Genomic DNA, 17,283 nt, shown 5'->3' on the forward strand with positions numbered 1-17,283 from the left:
GGAGCCTAGCATCGGCCGGAATCCGAAAAGCGCCAAAACGGGCGATCTTAACGCTTTCTTAACGCCTCGCCCTTCACACCGGCCCGGGGGAATTCCGCGGTGGTAGCGTGACGCGTATGCGCGACGTTCCTGACCCGAAGGCCCGGCCTGCGGGCAGGAACGCCCGCCCTCCCGGCAACGGTCCCCTGCCGGAGGGCAAACGGTCCTCGCCTGACGCCAGATCGCCCCGCCCGGCAGCCAAAACGGCCAGGCTCGCGGCGAAAACGGCGGCTAAAACGGCGAGGCTGTCGGCCAGGACGGACAGCACGAGGGCCGACCGCGGCTTCGGCGGGCTCTGGTCCGGCGGCTCCAAAGTCTTCCCGCGCATCCTCAACGTCTTTGCACCCCAGCACCCGGCGCAGGTGATCGTGCTCGGGTTCGCGGCCGCCGTCGCCGTCGGAACAGGCCTGCTTATGCTGCCCGTCGCGCGGAACAGCCCCGGCGGCGCCCCTTTCCTCGATGCCCTGTTCACGTCCACGTCCTCGGTGTGCGTCACCGGGCTGGTCACCGTGGACACTCCGGTGTACTGGAGCGGCTTCGGCAAGGTGGTGATCATGAGCCTGATCCAGATCGGCGGCTTCGGGGTCATGTCCTTCGGCACGCTGCTGGGTGTGCTCATGGCCCGGAGGCTGGGACTGCGCTCACGGCTCTCGGCGGCGGCGGAAATCAAGAGCACCGGCTTCGGCGACGTCCGCCGCGTGCTGTTCGGCGTGCTGGCCATCAGCCTCACCGTCGAGATGGTGCTCGCGGGAATCCTGGCCGCCAGGCTGGTGGCCGGCTACGGCTACGAACCCGGGCGGGCGCTGTGGCACGGCATCTTCCACTCGGTGTCCTCGTTCAATAATGCCGGATTCGCCCTGCACACGGACAACCTCATTGGCTTCGCGGGCGACCCCTGGATCTGCCTGCCCATCGCGGCCGCGGTGATCATCGGCGGCCTCGGCTTCCCGGTGCTGTTCGAACTGCGCCGGCAGTACCAGCGGCCCATCCACTGGAGCATGAACACCAAGCTGGTCCTGGTGGGCACGGCCGTGCTCCTGACCGTAGGCACCGTCTTCCTCACCGCCGTCGAATGGTCCAACCCGGCCACCCTCGGCGCGCTCAAACCGGGCGAACGCATCCTGGCCGGATTCTTCCAGTCAGTCATCACCCGCACGGCCGGGTTCAACAGCATCGATATCGGGCAGATGCACGAGGTCTCCTGGCTGGGCATGGACATCCTGATGTTCATCGGCGGCGGCCCGGCCGGCACCGCGGGCGGCCTGAAGATCACCACCTTCAGCGTCCTGTTCTTCATCCTGCTGACGGAGCTGCAGGGCGGCACTGCCGTGAACATCTTCGGCAAACGCCTCTCCCGGGCGGTGCACCGGCAGGCCATCACCGTGGTTCTCCTGGCCATCGGGCTGGTGGTGGGCTCAACGATGTTCCTCATGATCATCAGCGACTTCGGCCAGGAGCGCATCCTGTTCGAGGTGATCTCCGCGTTCGCCACGGTGGGCCTGTCCACCGGCATCACGGCCGCCATGCCGCCGGCAGGGCAGGTGGTGCTGATCCTGCTCATGTTCATCGGCCGCCTCGGGCCGGTGACGCTGGGCGCCGCGCTGGCGCTCCGCGAACGCCCGCTTCTCTACGAATACCCGAAGGAAAGGCCCCTCATTGGCTAAGAACCTCTTCTCCCGTTCCGCCGAGTCCGGGGCGCAGGCCGGCACAGTTGTGGTCATCGGGCTGGGCCGCTTCGGCGGATCGCTGGCGCTGGAGCTTGAGGCGCAGGGCACCGAGGTGCTGGGCATCGACTCGAATGAGGACACCGTCCAGTCCTACAACGGCCGCCTCACCCACGTGGTCCGGGCCGATTCCACCAAGGAGGAGGTGCTGCGCCAGCTCTCCGTCCACGAGTTCGACCGCGCCGTGGTGGGCATCGGCAGCGACATCGAGGCGAGCATCCTGACCACGTCGCGCCTGCTCATGTTCAAGAAGCCGCAGATCTGGGCGAAGGCCATCAGCGAACCGCACGCCGAGATCCTCAACCAGCTCGGCGTGGACCACGTGATCCGCCCCGAGCACGACATGGGCAAGCGCGTGGCCCACCTGGTCCGCGGCTCGCTGCTGGACTACGTCGAGTTCGAGGACGACTTCGTGATGATCCGCACCAGCCCGCCCACTGAGGCCCGCGACCGCCCGCTCGGCGTGCTGGGCCTGCGCGACAAGTACGGCATCACCATCGTGGCGGTCAAGCGTCCCGGCGGCATCTGGGGCCACACCACCGCGCAGACCGTCCTGTACGACGACGACCAGATCATCGTGCAGGGCAGCAAGACCCAGGCGGAGCGGTTCAGCAACATGCCATAGGTTCTGACGAGGCCTGCCCGGGCCACGCTGCAGCCGCTACCTGTCTTGGCCGGCTACCGCGGGCCGCTTACCGTGTGGCCGGCGCCTCGATGAAGACCACCTGGCTGAGGCTTCTGACCGGCCTCCGCCGCCGGGCGGCAGGCGCGCCGACGGCGTTAGCCGGCTTCCCGCCGTCGGACTTCAGCTTCCCCGCGCCCGGGGAATGCCCGGCACCTGTGGAATGCCCGACGGCGGATGCGGACTTTCCGGCCGGCACCCGCCGCACGCTGAGCTGCTCAAGGTCCAGCAGCCGGCGGGTGCCAGTCCGCGCGTCGATGATCCAGAACAGATCGATGTCCTGGATGGTACTGGTCACGGTCCCCTGGTGCGCCAGCCGTCCGCGGTGCCAGGCCTCAACCTGGTCACCTATTGCCAACTCGGCGCTGGACTGCACTTCACGCGTCACATCTTCGTTCACAGCCGGTCTCCCTCCATCGGAATGTTGATGGGACCAGACTGCACCACGATGTTTTCTGGGACGTTTCGGGCATGGGATCACTTTGTGTCTGCGCTGTTACCGGCTGCGTCTGCGAGCGCACCTCGTAATGCGAGTGGCATGAAATTCGGCTGCGGAATATTGGCTGCCAAATAGCATGGATGACATTGAGATTAGGCCGAACTCCCCAAAAACTGCGTAAATCTTGATCTTTTCCTGCGGAATTCTTGGCTTAAGCAATCGCCGGAACACAATATTCAGGAATGCCATCGAGAAGTTTCTACCCTTTTCAAACAACCGGCACGTCCGCGCACAGGAAAGCGGCGCCTATTTCCCTGCCAGGGAATCGGCCCGTTGACTGGCCGTCGCGGCCTCCTGCACGTTACCGAGGCGCTGGTGAATGTTGGCCAAGACCCGCCACGGGGTATCCAGTGAAGGGTCCAGCGAGGCCGCATGCTCCAGGTCTGTGATGGCCTCCACGGAGTCTCCCATGCCGAACTGGGCCACACCCCGATGGACATAAAGCGCCGTGGAATAGGGGGACTCAGCAACCAGCGAGTCAAGCAGGTCTTTGGCCGCAGGAACGTCGCCGCTGTAAAGGTAGCCAACCGCCAGGGCCGTGCCTGCTTCCTGCGAGCCGGGCGTCCGTTCCCGGGCGAGCCTTCCCCACTCGACAGCTTGGCGGGCCGCATCCTGGTCGCCCGCTGACGCCGGGCCGGCGAAGGCCTGGGCTGCAAGGAGTGCCGTGTCGCTGTCCCACGGCCGAAGCTGCCGGGCCTGATGAAACGCCTGCCCGGCCTCGGCATTGTTCCCTGCCGCAGCTGCCCGGGCGCCGGCCCGCATGGGCCATTCCGCAGTCGCAGCGGGAACGGCAACGGCCAGCGCCCCGAGGACCAGGAGCACGCCCGTCAGCCGCGGAACTACACGCAGCGCCCCGGAAGCAAAGGCCGTGATGAACCGGTTCCGGACTCGGGCAGGCTTCCCGCCGTCGGACCCCACCAGTCCCCCGCAAAGGAAGGCCACCAAGCCCGTAGTGCCGATCGAGGTGAAGTGTGTCAGCAGGGCAAGCGCGTACGCGGCAACGGTCACCAGCACCACGGCGAGGTATCTACGGTCGGCCGCCGGCTCCGTCTCCCGTAACCGGCGGACCACAGCCACCGCAGACGCTGCGATCAGAGCGAGAACGAGTACCAGCAGAGGAAACCCACCTGCGGCCAGCGCCTGCAACGGCCAATTATGGGGCGAGTCCGCAGGAAAGCTGTCGCCGACAGTCCGCGCCCATTCCCGGTTCAGGTACACCGGAAGGGCATCCACGAATCCGCTCGGACCCACGCCCGTGGCGGGATGGTCTGCGACAAGCCCGAGACTCCGGTCCCACAGCAGCCATCGGCCATCGACTGTCCCGGCAGACAGCAGGCGGTCCCGGGCGGATGGCACCAGCATCACGGCGACGGCGATACCCGCCACGGCGAGTGCGGCTCCTGCTGCCATCTTTAGGGAAGTCCAGGACCGGGCATTCATCCATGCAAAGGCACTGAATAGGGCAACGATCAGCAGCGCGGCCATCGCCGCCCGGGACCCGGAAAGAACAGCTACGCCGGCGCCGGCCAGCAGACCTGCACGGCAGAACCAAGTCTGCCAGTTCTTGTCCAGGCCCACTTGAGCGGCAAGGACGCCGGCAATCACGACGCCGACCAGGCCCTGGTCGGTTGCGTTGCCAAGCGTCGCTCCCGGCCGTACGTCTGCTTCGCCTCCCAGAGGGCGAAGACCAGCGCTTTCCAGCGCCGCAATGACGAACAAGGCGATGCCCGCAGCGGCAAGGGACAGGCTGAGCAGGGCGCGCCGCCGGCTACCGCCGGAACCTCCCAGAATCTTCGCCCCGACGGCGAAAGACGCGACGTACGCGACGACCATCAGCAGGCCCTCATAGCGGGGCCACCGGCCAACCAGACTCGCAAGTGGCGTGTCAGAGAGCGTCATGGCGACGGCGATCCACAGCACGCACGCGGCCAGCACGGCTTTCACTGCCGGCGGGAGGCGGGCACCAACCGGCGACAGCAGGCCCGCGAGAACTGCCAGGAGCACCACGACGAGCTTGATCCATACAAACCGGAAAAGTCCGCCGGGCTGGAAAGCAAGGATGGATGCGGCCATCAGGATGATGCAGACACCGGGAAGGCGCGTGAGTGCTCGTTTCATGCGTGATCTGCAGCCTTTCCCCCGAAACGGTTCATCCCTCACAATAGCGGCCGGATGCGGGCCCCTTTTCCACTGGCTTGAGGTGTGCAATAAAGAAATCCGGAACATTACACAATCGTTGGACAAACCATATTTCATGGTTAGACTGAGGCGTTCTTTGACAATTTAAAGTACGGCCGCGCCGTTTACTGACCCATGGGGGGGACAAAAATGCTCGTAAGGAGCGGGCGATTCCGTTTAAGGATCGCATTATTATTGTCGGTACTTTCGGCGCTGGTAGTCACAGGATTGGCCCCGGCCAACGCGGTGGACTTGTCCGACGCCTCGATCAGCGGAACCGTGACGGCGCCGGCAGGCGTCACCCTCGCCGCGACGCAGGTGTACGTGTACACCGCCGACGCGAATACGTACGCCGGTTCCAGCCAGGTCAACGGGGACGGCACATACACCGTCAGCGGCTTGCCGGCGGGTGCATACAAGCTGTACTTCGAGGGTTCCGAGTCGGGCGCCATCGCTGAGTGGTACTCAGGGGCTTCCTCCTTCGATACTGCTACGCCCGTAACGCTCGGGGCAGGCCAGAACCTCACCGGAATCACCGCGAGCCTGGTCAAGGGGGCAACCATCAGCGGCCGAATCACTGTCCCGGCCGGCATTGACCTCAACTCTCTTGGCGTTTCTGTCCAAAGCACAGGCAATGAGTGGTACTCCGCTTTTGCGTCGGTCAACCCGGATGGGACTTACTCTGTCCGCGGCCTGCCAGCCGGTAGCTACAAGGTCCAGTTTGTCGGTGGGAACTCCGGCGCTGTGACCCAATGGCATGCGGCAGCGACCTCCTTCGACACCGCTACGCCGGTTACACTTACGGCCGGGCAGGACCTGGCCGGCATCAATGCAACCCTTGTCCGCGGCGCTTCCATCAGCGGCACCGTTACGGTTCCGGCAGGTTTTGATCCTAGCTCCGTGTCGGTTGAGGCCATGGACGACAACGGCCTCACCAGGGGCAGCGCAAACCCCGACCAAAACGGTGTGTACAACCTCCGCGGGCTTCCCCCGGGCAGCTACAAGGTTCAGTTTGCTTCCTACTACAACAGCGGCCTCCTCCAGCAGTGGTACCCGGGCGCCGCATCGTTCGCTGCCGCGACGCCCGTTGTCCTGGCAGCAGGTCAGGACAGAACGGGAATCGGCGCAACCCTGGTCACAGGCGGTTCCATCAGCGGACAAATCACTGCGCCAGCCGGAGTCGACCTCTCCTCAGTCCAGGCCAGTGTCTACGACGCGGCTGGACCGAATCCGAACTACGTCGGATCGTCCTCGGTCAATGCCGACGGCACCTACAAGGTGAATGGGCTCAATACCGGAAGCTACAAAGTGCAGTTTCTGGGGACCAACAGCGGCCTACTGGAAAACTGGTTCGACGGCGCAGCATCTTTTGTGGACGCAACTCCGGTGGCCGTAGCAGCCGGCCAGGAGCACGCCAGTGTCAACGCTTCACTGGTGAAGGGCGCATCCATCAACGGCAGGGTCACTTCATCCGTGGGAGTGAACCTCGGCGGCGTGTGGGCGTACCTGTATCAGGCCGACGACCTCGCCTACGTGCAATCTGCCAGGGTCAGCGCGGACGGCTCTTACCAGTTCGGCGGCCTCACCGCCGGATCATACAAAATCCAGTTCAGCACGGGCAGTTCCGGGGCCCTGGAGCAGTGGTACGGGGGCGCGACCGCAGCGTCTGCCGCCGCCGTCGTTGATCTCAGCAACAGCCAGGAGCTTGCACTGGGAGACACCGCACTCGTAAAAGGTGCGACCATCAGCGGCAAGGTAACCGCGCCCGCGGGCGTGGACCTCTCCGCGGTCTCCGTCAATGCCTACAGCTCCACGAACAGCCTGTTCTATCCCCTTTACACCAGCGTGCAGGCCGACGGCAGCTACAGGCTCAGCGGGCTCCCGCAGGGCAACTATGTTCTCTTGTTCTCCGGGTACAGCTCGGGGGCCCTTGACCAATGGCATGCGAACGCAACATCCCGGGAAACGGCCACCGTGCTGCCGGTCGCAGCCGGTCAGGACGTTACCGGCATCGACGCCGCTCTGGTTAAGGGTGCAAGCATCAGCGGCAAAGTGACCGTCCCGGCCGGGGTAACCCTGTCCGGCGTGTCGGTGTCTGCCAGCGGTGAAGGCAGCCCTTATGGCACGCACGCGAGCCTGAACGCGGACGGTACGTACAAGGTGAAGGGCCTGGCGGCCGGCAGCTACAAGATCCATTTCACCAACTACAACTCCGGGGCACTGGATGAGTGGTACAACAACGTGCAGACCGAAGCTGCTGCCACGCCCATTGTCCTTACGGCCGGCCAGGACAAGACAGCGGTGGACGCAACCCTGGCCAAGGGGGCCACGATCAGCGGCAAGGTCACACTGCCTGCCGGGGTGAACGCCTACAACGTTAATGTGGGCCTCTACAAAGCAGCAGATGGCGCATCGGTTAGTTCTGTCCAGCTGAACAGCGATGGAACGTATGCGCTGCGCGGCGTCCCCGCAGGCAGCTACAAACTCCTGTTCGGAGGCTACAGCAGCTCTGGGCTGCTGGCCCGGTGGTACACCAACGCCATTTCCCTGGCCACGGCTACCCCGGTCACGGTGACAGACGGCCAGGCCCTTACCGGCATCAACGCCACTCTCCTAAGGGGCGGTGAGATCAGTGGCAAGATCACCGCTCCGGCGGGGACGCGGCTGAACGCATCACAAATGGTGGCCACGAAGACCGGAACCATCGATGACTCGGCCGTCTACGGTTATGTGAATACCGACGGTACCTACAGCATCGTCGGACTGGAAACGGGTTCCTACAAGCTGCGTTTCCTCGGCGGCCAGAGCGGCGCGGAGGACCTCTGGTACGGAGGTTCAACAGCGGTCACCGCCAAGTCTGTAGCGGTGACCGCGGGGCAGGCTGTCACCGGCGCGGACATGGCGGTTGTCACCGGCGCCACCATCAGCGGGAACATCTCCGGGGCCAGTGCCCAGCCCGGCCACCTGCTGAGCGTGCTGGACTCAGCGGGCAAGCTGGTCAAGAACGGCTATTCGGATGAGGCTGGCAACTACAGCGTGGTCGGCCTGGCCGCGGGTTCCTACAAGGTTGCGTTCAACCGCTCCAGCGGGTTCACGCAGGACGAGGCCCAGTACTACCAGAACCAGCCCGAATCCGCCGGGGCCGGGCAGGCCCAGCCCATCCCGCTAACCGCAGGGCAGAAAGTGCAGAACATCAACGCCGTCCTCACGGCGGGCGGTTCTGTGACTGGCGTCGTGCTGGACAAGGCCGGCAAGCCGGTCGTCAATGCCATGATTCAGGCCTACACGCCGGACGGCTCGCTGGTTACCCGCACCGCGGGCACCAATGCCACCGGACAGTACACACTGTCGGGCCTTAGCACTGGCAACTACGTCATCAAGGTGCACGGTGCCTTGTCAGGGCGCGGCGACCTCTACTCGGGCAACGTGGGCACCGAAGCGACAGCAACGAAGGTCAGCGTCGTCAGGGGCAACTCTACGACTCACGACCTCTCCTATGCTGCAGTCGTTCAGACACTGACCGCACCCACGCCGGTGGTCAAGGGAACAGCCAGGGTGGGGTCCACGCTCACTGCCATCCCCGGCACGTGGGGACCATCGCCCGTTGCCCTCAAGTACCAGTGGAAGGCCAACGGGGCGGCCATCACGGGCGCCACCGCCACCACCTTCAAGCTGACGAGCGCACAGGTGGGCAAGACGCTGACCTTCAGCGTGACAGGCAGCAAGACCGGATACACCACGGCGACCAAGATCTCGGCCGCCACGGGCACGGTCATGGCCCTCAACCCGGTCCTGACGGCACCGTCTCCCAAGATCACCGGAACTGCCAAGGTGGGCTACACGCTGACCGCCGTACCGGGAGCCTGGGGACCTGCAACGGTCACCCTGAAGTACCAGTGGAAGGCCAACGGCGTCGCCATCGCCGGGGCCGCTTCCGGCACGTACAAGCCGTCGGCGGCAGTGGTCGGGAAAACCATCAGCGTCACGGTCACCGGCAGCAAGGCCGGCTATAACACCGCGGCCAAGACATCGGCACTCACGGCAAGGGTCGCCGTCGGCACCCTCGCCGCTCCGGTTCCCAGGATTACGGGCACCGCCAAGGTGGGCTACACCCTGACCGCAGTGCCGGGAACCTGGGGGCCGGCTCCGGTCACCCTGAAGTACCAGTGGAAGGCGAACGGCATCGCCATTACCGGCGCCACAGCCGGCACCTACAAGCCGTCCGCAGCCGTCATCGGCAAGACCATCAGCGTCACGGTGACGGGATCCAAGGCTGGCTATGCGACGGCGGCCAGGACGTCGGCACTCACCGCTAAGGCCGCCGTCGGGACTCTGACGGCACCGGTTCCCCTGATCAGCGGCACGGTCAGAGTGGGGTCAGTCCTGACGGCAACGGGCACGTGGGGTCCGGCTCCGGTCAACCTGAAGTACCAATGGAAGGCGAGCGGCGTAGCCATCACTGGTGCCACGGCCAGCACCTATACGCCGACCACCGCGGTGCTGGGCAAAATCCTCACGGTGACGGTTACTGGCTCCAAGGCCGGCTTCACCACGGTCGCCAAGACCAGCGCGGTGTCGGTCAAGGTGGCTGTCGGGGTGCTGACAGCACCGGACCCCACCGTCACGGGCACGCTAACGGTGGGTTCGGTCCTAACCGTTGTGCCGGGGACGTGGGGACCCGCGCCAGTTGCGCTCAAATACCAGTGGTACGCAAATGGCGCTCCGATCCCGGGTGCCACGGCGAGCACCTTCTCGCTGCTGCCAGCAGACCTGGGCAAGACATTCACGGTAACCGTCACGGGATCAAAAGCCGGCTACACGGCGGAGGTGAGAGTCTGGACAGCCACGACTCAGGTGAGCTGACCGCTCGAGTCAACTGACCTTCGTCGTCAGTTACGAAGGGCAGGGCCGCTGCGACTCCGTGTGGGTTTGCAGCGGCCCTGTCGCGTTACCGGGCAGGCCGCCCCACCCATCCGGGCCGACCCTTGGAGTCGAACCGGAACGGCCCGTCCAAGGTTTTTCCACGCCGCTCTATCTAGTGTCGGAATGAACCCACCGGAGCCTTGTTCGAAAAGGGGCGGCAATGAAATTTCGCGTGCTGCACCATTTCTGTGCGCTGAAGCCCCTCTGTGCGCTGCCCATCGCCGTCGGCCGTTTGGCCGTCGGTGCTCTGGTGGCACTCAAGTCGCTGACCTTGCTGGATGCGTCATGAACGCCCCAGAGTGTGGCCTGCGTCATGCCTTGGCTTGTAAACTGCAATCCGCTGCTGACGCCAACGTCGACGCCCAGGAGAAAGGACAGCCCGTGAAGCCGCATGCTTCGTTCCGCCTGTTCCGCTCCGGGCTGATCGGGTCCATCGTCCTGGGCCTGGCCGCCGGCGGGCACCTCGCCGGCGGAGGCCAACTGCCCGAGCCGACAATCCTCGCGGCCCTGTGCGCCGTGACCATGGTTCCGGTCGCGGCCCTCACCCGGTTCAAACTGTCGCTGCCGGTTCTGATCGGGCTGGTGGGCGGCGGGCAGGCCTGGCTTCACTGGGCGTTCGACGCCATGTCTGCAGGAACGTCGACGGCGGTTTCCACGGCCACGTTGTCCGGGCACGCCGGACACATGCCTGCGCCGCTGAACCACGAGGCGCTGATGATGTCCGCACCGGCGCACGGGGCTGCACCTGATGGTGTCATGTTCGCTGCCCACGCCGTCGCCACACTGGCCACGGCGCTGGTGCTTGCCCACGGCGAGCGGGCCCTCGCGGCACTGGCCGACTGGCTGAGCCCGCTGTTCCGGGACCCCGAACCGTCCGTCGTCGTTCCCGTCCGTGCCCCCTTCACATGCGCGGCTGCCGCGGTTCTTCCGCCCAGGCACCACTCGCTGCGCCTGCCATCCCGCCGCGGCCCTCCGCTGCTCGCAGCCGCCGCGTAGAGACAGTTCCTTTCACAATTGGCAGGAGCTTCCGACGGCGGTTCTTCCGCTTTCCGGACAGGCCTCCCGGCCTGCTTTTCCTGACCCCAAATACTTGTGAAAGGCACTCCTGCCATGAATACCTCCCTTCGCCGTACCCTCAAGAGCACCGCAGCCGCCACCTTGGCGGCCGGATTCCTGGCCGCCGGCGCGGCCGCAGCTTCCGCCCACGTCACAGTCGACCCCTCCGCCACCTCGGAGGGCGGCTTCACCAAGCTCACGTTCAGCGTCCCCAACGAGTCCGATACCGCCAAGACCAACCGGCTCGAAGTGAAGCTCCCCACCGACACGCCGCTGACCTCCGTCTCGGTCCTGCCCATCGAGGGATGGAAGGCCCAGATCATCACCGCCACGCTGCCCAAGCCGGTCGAGGTGGCCGGGGCCACCGTGACCAAGGCGCCCACCAGCGTGGTCTGGACGGCTGACGCCGCGCACCAGATCGGGCAGCACCAGTTCCAGACGTTCACCCTGTCCGTCGGCCGGCTCCCCGCAGCAGGCACCACGGTGACCCTGCCCGCGGCGCAGGGCTACACGGACGGGACCACCGTCAACTGGGCCGACGCCGCGGAGGCGGAGCACCACCACGCGTCAGCGTCCGCCTCCGCGCCAGCCTCGGAAGCTGAAGAGTCCCATCCGGCACCGGCCTTCGTCACCACCGCTGCCGAAAGCGAGGGCGCGCACGCGGAGGCGACCCCGGCGGCCACGCAGGCTTCGGCAGTTGCGCCGGCCTCGTCGACGTCCTCCTCCGGTGGCGAAACGGCGGGATGGGTCGGTCTGGCCGCAGGACTGATCGGGCTCGCCGCGGGCGTGACGGCGCTGGCACGTACCCGCGCCGTGGCGCGCAAAGTGGGCATGGCCGCACCGGGCCGCCGTGGATAGACTAAAAGTGGCCGCCGCGGCAGCAGGCCGCCCCGGCTTTCCCGAACAGGAGGTCACGATGGGTTTGGGTGACAAGATCCACAACGCCGCCGAAAAACTCCACGGCAGAAGCAAGGAAGCAGCCGGCCGCGCGACCGGAAACGAACGGCTCCGGTCCGAAGGCAGGGCACGCCATATGAGGGCCGACCTCAAGCAGGCCGGCGAAAAGATCAAGGACGCCTTCAGGAGGCATTAAGGTCCCGCATTAGAGCTCGAGGCCCTGTCCGGTAAGAGCGGACAGGGCCTCGCCGCGTCTTCGCACGCTCCTGCCTTTCGAACGCGAAGAGCCGTTAAAAAAACGTTAAGATTTCCGCCTCCGGCCGGGGAACCGCTGTTGCGGCTTCGCGCGGCGAAGTACCGTGGATCCATGCCGTCCTGCGATGGCCCCCAACACCGCAGGGCGGCGTTTCTCTGCCCGGCGGGCTGGCCGTGTGGCGCGCGACTCGACAAACGCGCGATTCAACCAGAAAAAGTAAGCCACCTCACTTTTTCACCCATCCGGCCCCGGCGCTGCTCCGAACTGCCTGTGTCCCTTCCACGGGAGATCCACCACCACTCGCATGAGGAGAACGCTTCCGATGAATAAGACTTTGCGATTTTTGGCCGTCCCCACGCTCGCTCTCGGCGCGCTTGCCCTGACCGGCGCACCGGCCATGGCCGCCGACGGCGACCAGACCTACCAGGCAACGCTCGGCCAGCTGAACGGCAGCTCTGCGTCAGGCACCGTCACCCTGCACGTCACCGGCAACGAGGCCCACGTGGTCCTCAACGTCTCCGGCCTCGCCCAGACGTTCAACAACGCGCCGTACCCGCATGTGCAGCACATCCACGTCGGGGCCAAGGGCCAGTGCCCCGCCCCCGCAGCCGACGCGAATGGCGACGGCGTCATCTCCACCACCGAGGGCGCTCCGGCCTACGGCAAGATCGGCACCACGCTCTCGACCAGCGGGGACACCAGCCCGGCGGCCGGACTTGACCTCAAGGTCGCCGGCCAGGGCGGCGCCTACACGATCGACCGCAGCTTCCCGCTCAACGCCGAGACCAAGGCGGCGCTGGCCAACGGGACCGCGGTTGTCGTTGTCCACGGGCTGGATCCGGCAACCCTGAGTGCCGCCGGCCAGGCCGCCAAGAGCGATCTCGTGCCCAGCCTCCCGCTGGCGGCCACGTCACCGGCCCTCTGCGGCACCCTCGCCGTCGGGCAGATGAACATGCCGGTGGGCGGCGCTGACACCGGCGTTGCGCAGACTCCGCAGCAAGCTCCGCAGAATAACGACGCCGGGGTGCTGGCCTTGGGCGGCGGCCTTGTCCTGGCTGCCGCTGCTGGCGGAACCTACATCGTCCGCCGACGCCGGGCTGCCTAGGTTTCTGCGCACCGGTTCCGGCCGCCGCGGACGCGTATGGGGGTGCGCCCGCGGCCGCCGGAATCCTGCCCAATCCCCGGACCGCCGCTTCAGTCACGCCGAGCGGCCGCCGAACTTGTGCCCGCCACGAACGACGCACCAGGACAGAGGACGCGAGAATGAACAAAGCACCCAACGCCCGCACCCACACGGTGGCGTCTTTGGCCGTAGCGTCGTTGCTGCTGTCAGGCTGCGCAGCAGCAGCGGGAAGCACCAATCCTGTCGAGTCAGCAGCGGCAACCGCAACAACGGCGCCGGCGGCAGCACCGCCGTCGGACGTACCGGCGTCGGACCTGCCGGCGTCGGCGAGCGCCGCCGCCCCGCACTCCGGTGACCAGCACTCAGCGACGCAGGCGACCGGTCCGTCCGAAGCCTCCAGGATGATCTGCGCCCAGGAAACCAAGGACGACGTTGCCTCAATCCTGGCCCTGAAGGAGGCACCGCACACCGCCGACGCCTGGGCGGATGCCACCTACACCTGCACCTACCACCTGGCTGGCGGCCCGCTCGTGATCTCGGTGAAGGAATCCCCCGACCCCGCGGCAGCACGGCAATACTTCGACACCCTCCAGGGCAAGCTCCAGGCGACACCGATCAAGGGCCTGGCCAACCTTGGCTTCCCGGCCGCCCAGACCCCTGGCGGGTCGGTGGTCTTCCTGAAAGACAGCAGCACCCTGCACGTCGACGCCACCGGGCTGCCCTCCGACGTAGGGCCCCAGAAGGTGGCGCGCACGGACTTCGCTTACCAGGTGGCCACCACCATCCTGGCCTGCTGGAAAGAACACCACTGAGCATGGACTCCGCTAGCGCCCTGTCTCGCGCGCGCCGCCCTCGGACTTACGCGGCGGCTGCCCTGTTTTTCTTCGCGATTGTCCTGAGCGGATGCGGAACGGCGGCACCGTCCTCGGCACCCACGGCGAGCATGCCGTCGGCGGCTGAGTCCCCCGCAGTTCCGGCGTCCCCCTCCCCCTCACCGGCGAAAAGTACGACGGCGGCTCCCGCCCCCGCTGTGAAGGTTCCGTCCCGTGCCCGGCCGGTACCCGCCGCCGCTCCTGTGTCCGTTACGGTTCCGAGCATTGGCGTGCAGTCCCCGCTGGTGAAGCTGGCTCTGCGGCAGAACGGGTCGCTGGAGGTGCCGCCGGACGGGCCGGGCGCGCCTGCAGGGTGGTACTCGGGGTCGCCGTCGCCTGGCGAAACGGGACCGGCCGTGATGCTGGGCCATGTCAACGCCACCGGCGGCGGACCGGGTGTCTTCGCCAACCTCCGGGGTCTCAAGCCCGGCGCCGAGATCACTGTGGGCCGTGCTGACCGTAGCACCGTCGTCTTCACGGTGACGAGGGGCGCGGCGTACAGCAAAGACAACTTCCCCACGTTCGAGGTCTACGGCAACACCAAGGGCCCCGAACTGCGGCTCATCACCTGCGACGGCTACGACCCCGCCACCGGCCTCTTCAACGACAACTACGTGGTGTACGCCAAGCTCAAGGCGAAGCCGGCCGGCTGACGGACGCCGTTTAGCCTAAACCGGCCGCCTTCGCCTGCGCCTTGGCCGCCGCATTACCAAAAAGGGCCGCCCGCAGTGCTTCCAGCCGGCCACTTTTGGCAAAACCACGCGCCCGCTGGTGTCCAACCACGCGCGTCTCCGGGCGTCTGACCTTTGCCGTGCGGCGGTGGAAATCGGCGTACTCTCATTGATATATGAGTGCCCCCGCGAAGCCGTGTGAACATGCGTCATCTGAGTAGATTGGCAGTCCTGGGAGCCGCGCTTTTGCTCGCGCTGTCTGCAGCGGTCGGCCCGCCCCAGTCTCGGTCCACAAGCCGGTCGCTGTCTGCGACAACGGCCGAGCCACTTCATGCGACAGTCCTGCCCGCGATGAACCCGTCCGCAGCAACCCAGCCGCCGATAAGCCTTCGCGCAGCAGTCCCCCGGACAGGCCGGCACGCCGTCGTCCACCGTGTGGCGGCGGTGAAGGCGGCGGCACCACCGACTCCGGCCCAGCAGCTCGCCCGGCTCACACTGGCGCAGCGGGTCGGCCAGCTCTTCATGGTGGCAGCAGCGGCCACCGGAGCGGACGCCAACACCATGTCCGGCCTCACCAGGTTCCACGTGGGCAATGTGTATCTTGCGGGGCGCAGCCGGGCGGGCACCGCCGCGACGGCCGCTGTCGTTCGCCGGATGACTGCCACCGTGTCGGCGGCCACCACCGGCGGGATCCGCCTCGCCGTGGCGACCGATCAGGAGGGCGGCTTCGTCCAGGTCCTCAGCGGTCCCGGCTTCTCGGCGATCCCCACAGCGCTGGCCCAGGGAGCACAGACGACGGCCGCGCTCCAGGCCAATGCGCGCGTCTGGGGAAGCCAGCTCCGCTCGGCCGGGCTCACCATGAACCTGGCGCCCGTTATGGACACAGTGCCGAGCCGACAGTTCGCCCCGCGGAACGCACCCATCGGTTTCTTTGCCCGCGAATACGGGTTCACTCCGCAGGCAGTCTCAGCGCACGGCGGCGCCTTCGCGGCCGGCATGCGTCAGGCGGGCATCGCGCCGGTCATCAAGCACTTCCCCGGCCTGGGCCGCGTCACGCTGAACACCGACACCAGCCGAAACGTCAAGGACACGGCCACCACACGCAGCGACCCGTACCTGCTGCCGTTCCGGACAGCGATCCAGGCGGGCACCCGGTGGGTCATGGTCTCAAGCGCCTATTACACGCGCATCGACGCCGGCCACATCGCCCCGTTCTCCCCGGTGATCATGCGGACGATGCTGCGCACCGACCTGCACTTCACCGGCGTCGTCCTCTCTGATGACCTCTGCAATGCGGCGCAACTGGCTCCGTGGGCTGTAGGCACGCGGGCCACGAACTTCATCAGCGCCGGCGGAACCATGCTGCTGTGCGCTAACCCCCGAGCCATTCCCACCATGTACACCGCAGTGCTGCAGCTCGCGCAGCGCAGTCCCGCATTCGCTGCAGCAGTCAACGCCGCCGCCCTGAAGGTGCTCACGGTGAAGGCCGGGCATTAGGGGCGATGCTGATCGGTCGGGACGTATGCACGCCACCCCAGGAAGCGCGAACGTACACTTGGGGCCCTATCTCGGCCACGTGTCGAGGCGAGGCATCCCTCAGGCGACCAAACCGGAGACCAGGTTGATGGTGGTGGCCAGCACGATCGCGCCCAGCAGGTAGGACAGCAGCCCGTGGCGGAGCACCGTGCCGCGCATGGCGTCGGTCTTGAGGTTCGTGTCAGAAACCTGGTAGGCCATGCCCACGGTGAAGGCCAGATATGCGAAGTCCGTGTAGCGCGGCGGCTTGTCCTGGTTGAAATCGACGCCGGTCTTGTCGCGGTAGTAGATGGAGGCATAGCGCAGGGTGTAGAGCGTGTGCACCAGGAACCAGGACAACATTGAGGTCCCCAGCCCGAGCGCGATGATGGCGGATTTGGCACCGCCTTCACTGTTGGAGGCGTCCAGGAGGATCATGGCCACGCCACCGAAACTGGCTACGGTAGCGGCCAGCACCAGGGCGTCGGATGCCGCCCGGCCGGGATCATCACGCCGCGCGTGCGCCGCCGTGGCCCCCGCCGGCAGGCGCCCGATGACCGCCCACACCCAGACCAGATAGGTGGTCGACGCCGCCGCCCACCCCATGGCCGGCGCATAGGTCCAGGACTGCAGGAGCCCCACCGCCACGGCCGTTGCCAGTCCGACGACGGCCATCACCAGCAACCTGAGCCGCGAATGGTGCGCCGGCCTGTCGAAGTGCGCTGCCTGGTGTCCTGTGCCATCCACTCTGCTCATGGACTGATCATTGCAGTTCGGCCCGCTCCCGTGCCGAGGCGACGCGTGCGGAAACGCAGGAAGCGCGAACGGACACTTGGGGCCCTTGGGAA

At 66.5% G+C, this 17,283-nt stretch carries 15 protein-coding genes; 11 read left to right on the plus strand and 4 right to left on the minus strand.

Features of this window, described 5'->3' with window-relative positions:
- Positions 1 to 116 precede the first annotated feature (116 nt).
- Positions 117 to 1,703: a TrkH family potassium uptake protein gene (locus tag ACFVTE_RS09105; protein ID WP_387099336.1), complete on the plus strand. Its 1,587-nt coding sequence runs from the start codon at positions 117 to 119 to the stop codon at positions 1,701 to 1,703.
- Entirely contained in the window at positions 1,696 to 2,388 is a 693-nt protein-coding gene (locus ACFVTE_RS09110) for a potassium channel family protein (RefSeq protein WP_387099338.1), read from the plus strand. The genes ACFVTE_RS09105 and ACFVTE_RS09110 overlap by 8 nt, the downstream gene beginning before the upstream one ends.
- Positions 2,389 to 2,455: 67 nt before the next feature.
- Here ACFVTE_RS09110 and ACFVTE_RS09115 read toward each other — a convergent pair whose 3' ends face one another.
- Positions 2,456 to 2,845: a hypothetical protein gene (locus tag ACFVTE_RS09115; RefSeq protein ID WP_387099340.1), complete on the minus strand. Its 390-nt coding sequence runs from the start codon at positions 2,843 to 2,845 to the stop codon at positions 2,456 to 2,458.
- Between the two features lie 345 nt (positions 2,846 to 3,190).
- A complete protein-coding gene (locus ACFVTE_RS09120; RefSeq protein WP_387099342.1) occupies positions 3,191 to 5,062 on the minus strand; it encodes an O-antigen ligase family protein in 1,872 nt (623 codons plus the stop codon).
- Between the two features lie 255 nt (positions 5,063 to 5,317).
- Here ACFVTE_RS09120 and ACFVTE_RS09125 point away from each other — a divergent pair, with 255 nt between their 5' ends.
- From ACFVTE_RS09125 to ACFVTE_RS09155, 7 genes are all read left to right on the plus strand, one after another.
- Positions 5,318 to 9,985, plus strand: coding sequence for a carboxypeptidase regulatory-like domain-containing protein (locus tag ACFVTE_RS09125; protein WP_387099344.1), 4,668 nt, complete (start codon positions 5,318 to 5,320; stop codon positions 9,983 to 9,985).
- A 220-nt stretch (positions 9,986 to 10,205) separates the two neighbouring features.
- The gene (locus ACFVTE_RS09130; RefSeq protein ID WP_387099346.1) at positions 10,206 to 10,334 is read left to right on the plus strand and encodes a hypothetical protein; all 129 of its coding nucleotides are present in this window, start codon (positions 10,206 to 10,208) and stop codon (positions 10,332 to 10,334) included.
- Between the two features lie 92 nt (positions 10,335 to 10,426).
- Complete coding sequence (locus tag ACFVTE_RS09135; protein WP_387099348.1) at positions 10,427 to 11,041, plus strand: hypothetical protein; 615 nt, start codon at positions 10,427 to 10,429, stop codon at positions 11,039 to 11,041.
- A gap of 114 nt (positions 11,042 to 11,155) precedes the next feature.
- The gene (locus ACFVTE_RS09140) at positions 11,156 to 11,959 is read left to right on the plus strand and encodes a YcnI family protein (RefSeq protein ID WP_387099350.1); all 804 of its coding nucleotides are present in this window, start codon (positions 11,156 to 11,158) and stop codon (positions 11,957 to 11,959) included.
- 58 nt (positions 11,960 to 12,017) lie between these two features.
- Positions 12,018 to 12,194: a CsbD family protein gene (locus ACFVTE_RS09145; protein WP_331573156.1), complete on the plus strand. Its 177-nt coding sequence runs from the start codon at positions 12,018 to 12,020 to the stop codon at positions 12,192 to 12,194.
- Between the two features lie 382 nt (positions 12,195 to 12,576).
- Complete coding sequence (locus ACFVTE_RS09150) at positions 12,577 to 13,359, plus strand: hypothetical protein (RefSeq protein WP_387099352.1); 783 nt, start codon at positions 12,577 to 12,579, stop codon at positions 13,357 to 13,359.
- A 158-nt stretch (positions 13,360 to 13,517) separates the two neighbouring features.
- Complete coding sequence (locus tag ACFVTE_RS09155; protein ID WP_387099354.1) at positions 13,518 to 14,189, plus strand: hypothetical protein; 672 nt, start codon at positions 13,518 to 13,520, stop codon at positions 14,187 to 14,189.
- Between the two features lie 46 nt (positions 14,190 to 14,235).
- Here the strand turns inward: ACFVTE_RS09155 and ACFVTE_RS09160 are convergent, their stop codons facing one another.
- Positions 14,236 to 14,475, minus strand: coding sequence for a hypothetical protein (locus ACFVTE_RS09160; protein ID WP_387099356.1), 240 nt, complete (start codon positions 14,473 to 14,475; stop codon positions 14,236 to 14,238).
- A 4-nt stretch (positions 14,476 to 14,479) separates the two neighbouring features.
- On the opposite strand from ACFVTE_RS09160, the gene ACFVTE_RS09165 reads away from it, so the two are divergent.
- Together ACFVTE_RS09165 and ACFVTE_RS09170 are read left to right on the plus strand one after the other, a co-directional pair.
- Positions 14,480 to 14,902, plus strand: coding sequence for a sortase domain-bontaining protein (locus tag ACFVTE_RS09165; RefSeq protein WP_387099358.1), 423 nt, complete (start codon positions 14,480 to 14,482; stop codon positions 14,900 to 14,902).
- Between the two features lie 369 nt (positions 14,903 to 15,271).
- Positions 15,272 to 16,417, plus strand: a complete 1,146-nt coding sequence (locus ACFVTE_RS09170) for a glycoside hydrolase family 3 N-terminal domain-containing protein (RefSeq protein WP_387099360.1) — start codon at positions 15,272 to 15,274, stop codon at positions 16,415 to 16,417.
- Positions 16,418 to 16,516: 99 nt separating this feature from the next.
- On the opposite strand, the gene ACFVTE_RS09175 is transcribed toward ACFVTE_RS09170, so the two are convergent.
- The gene (locus ACFVTE_RS09175) at positions 16,517 to 17,191 is read right to left on the minus strand and encodes a DUF1345 domain-containing protein (RefSeq protein WP_387099362.1); all 675 of its coding nucleotides are present in this window, start codon (positions 17,189 to 17,191) and stop codon (positions 16,517 to 16,519) included.
- Positions 17,192 to 17,283: the final 92 nt, after the last annotated feature.

Source organism: Arthrobacter sp. NPDC058097, from assembly GCF_042884885.1.
Classification (GTDB): domain Bacteria; phylum Actinomycetota; class Actinomycetes; order Actinomycetales; family Micrococcaceae; genus Arthrobacter.

Bases quoted from the DNA above. Each gene is read 5' to 3' on its own strand.
- ACFVTE_RS09105 (WP_387099336.1), top strand. From the start codon at position 117: ATGCGCGACGTTCCTGACCCGAAGGCCCGGCCTGCGGGCAGGAACGCC.
- ACFVTE_RS09120 (WP_387099342.1), bottom strand. From the start codon at position 5,062: ATGAAACGAGCACTCACGCGCCTTCCCGGTGTCTGCATCATCCTGATG.
- ACFVTE_RS09130 (WP_387099346.1), top strand. From the start codon at position 10,206: ATGAAATTTCGCGTGCTGCACCATTTCTGTGCGCTGAAGCCCCTCTGT.
- ACFVTE_RS09140 (WP_387099350.1), top strand. From the start codon at position 11,156: ATGAATACCTCCCTTCGCCGTACCCTCAAGAGCACCGCAGCCGCCACC.
- ACFVTE_RS09145 (WP_331573156.1), top strand. From the start codon at position 12,018: ATGGGTTTGGGTGACAAGATCCACAACGCCGCCGAAAAACTCCACGGC.
- ACFVTE_RS09150 (WP_387099352.1), top strand. From the start codon at position 12,577: ATGAATAAGACTTTGCGATTTTTGGCCGTCCCCACGCTCGCTCTCGGC.
- ACFVTE_RS09155 (WP_387099354.1), top strand. From the start codon at position 13,518: ATGAACAAAGCACCCAACGCCCGCACCCACACGGTGGCGTCTTTGGCC.
- ACFVTE_RS09160 (WP_387099356.1), bottom strand. From the start codon at position 14,475: ATGCTCGGAACCGTAACGGACACAGGAGCGGCGGCGGGTACCGGCCGG.
- ACFVTE_RS09170 (WP_387099360.1), top strand. From the start codon at position 15,272: ATGAACCCGTCCGCAGCAACCCAGCCGCCGATAAGCCTTCGCGCAGCA.
- ACFVTE_RS09175 (WP_387099362.1), bottom strand. From the start codon at position 17,191: ATGAGCAGAGTGGATGGCACAGGACACCAGGCAGCGCACTTCGACAGG.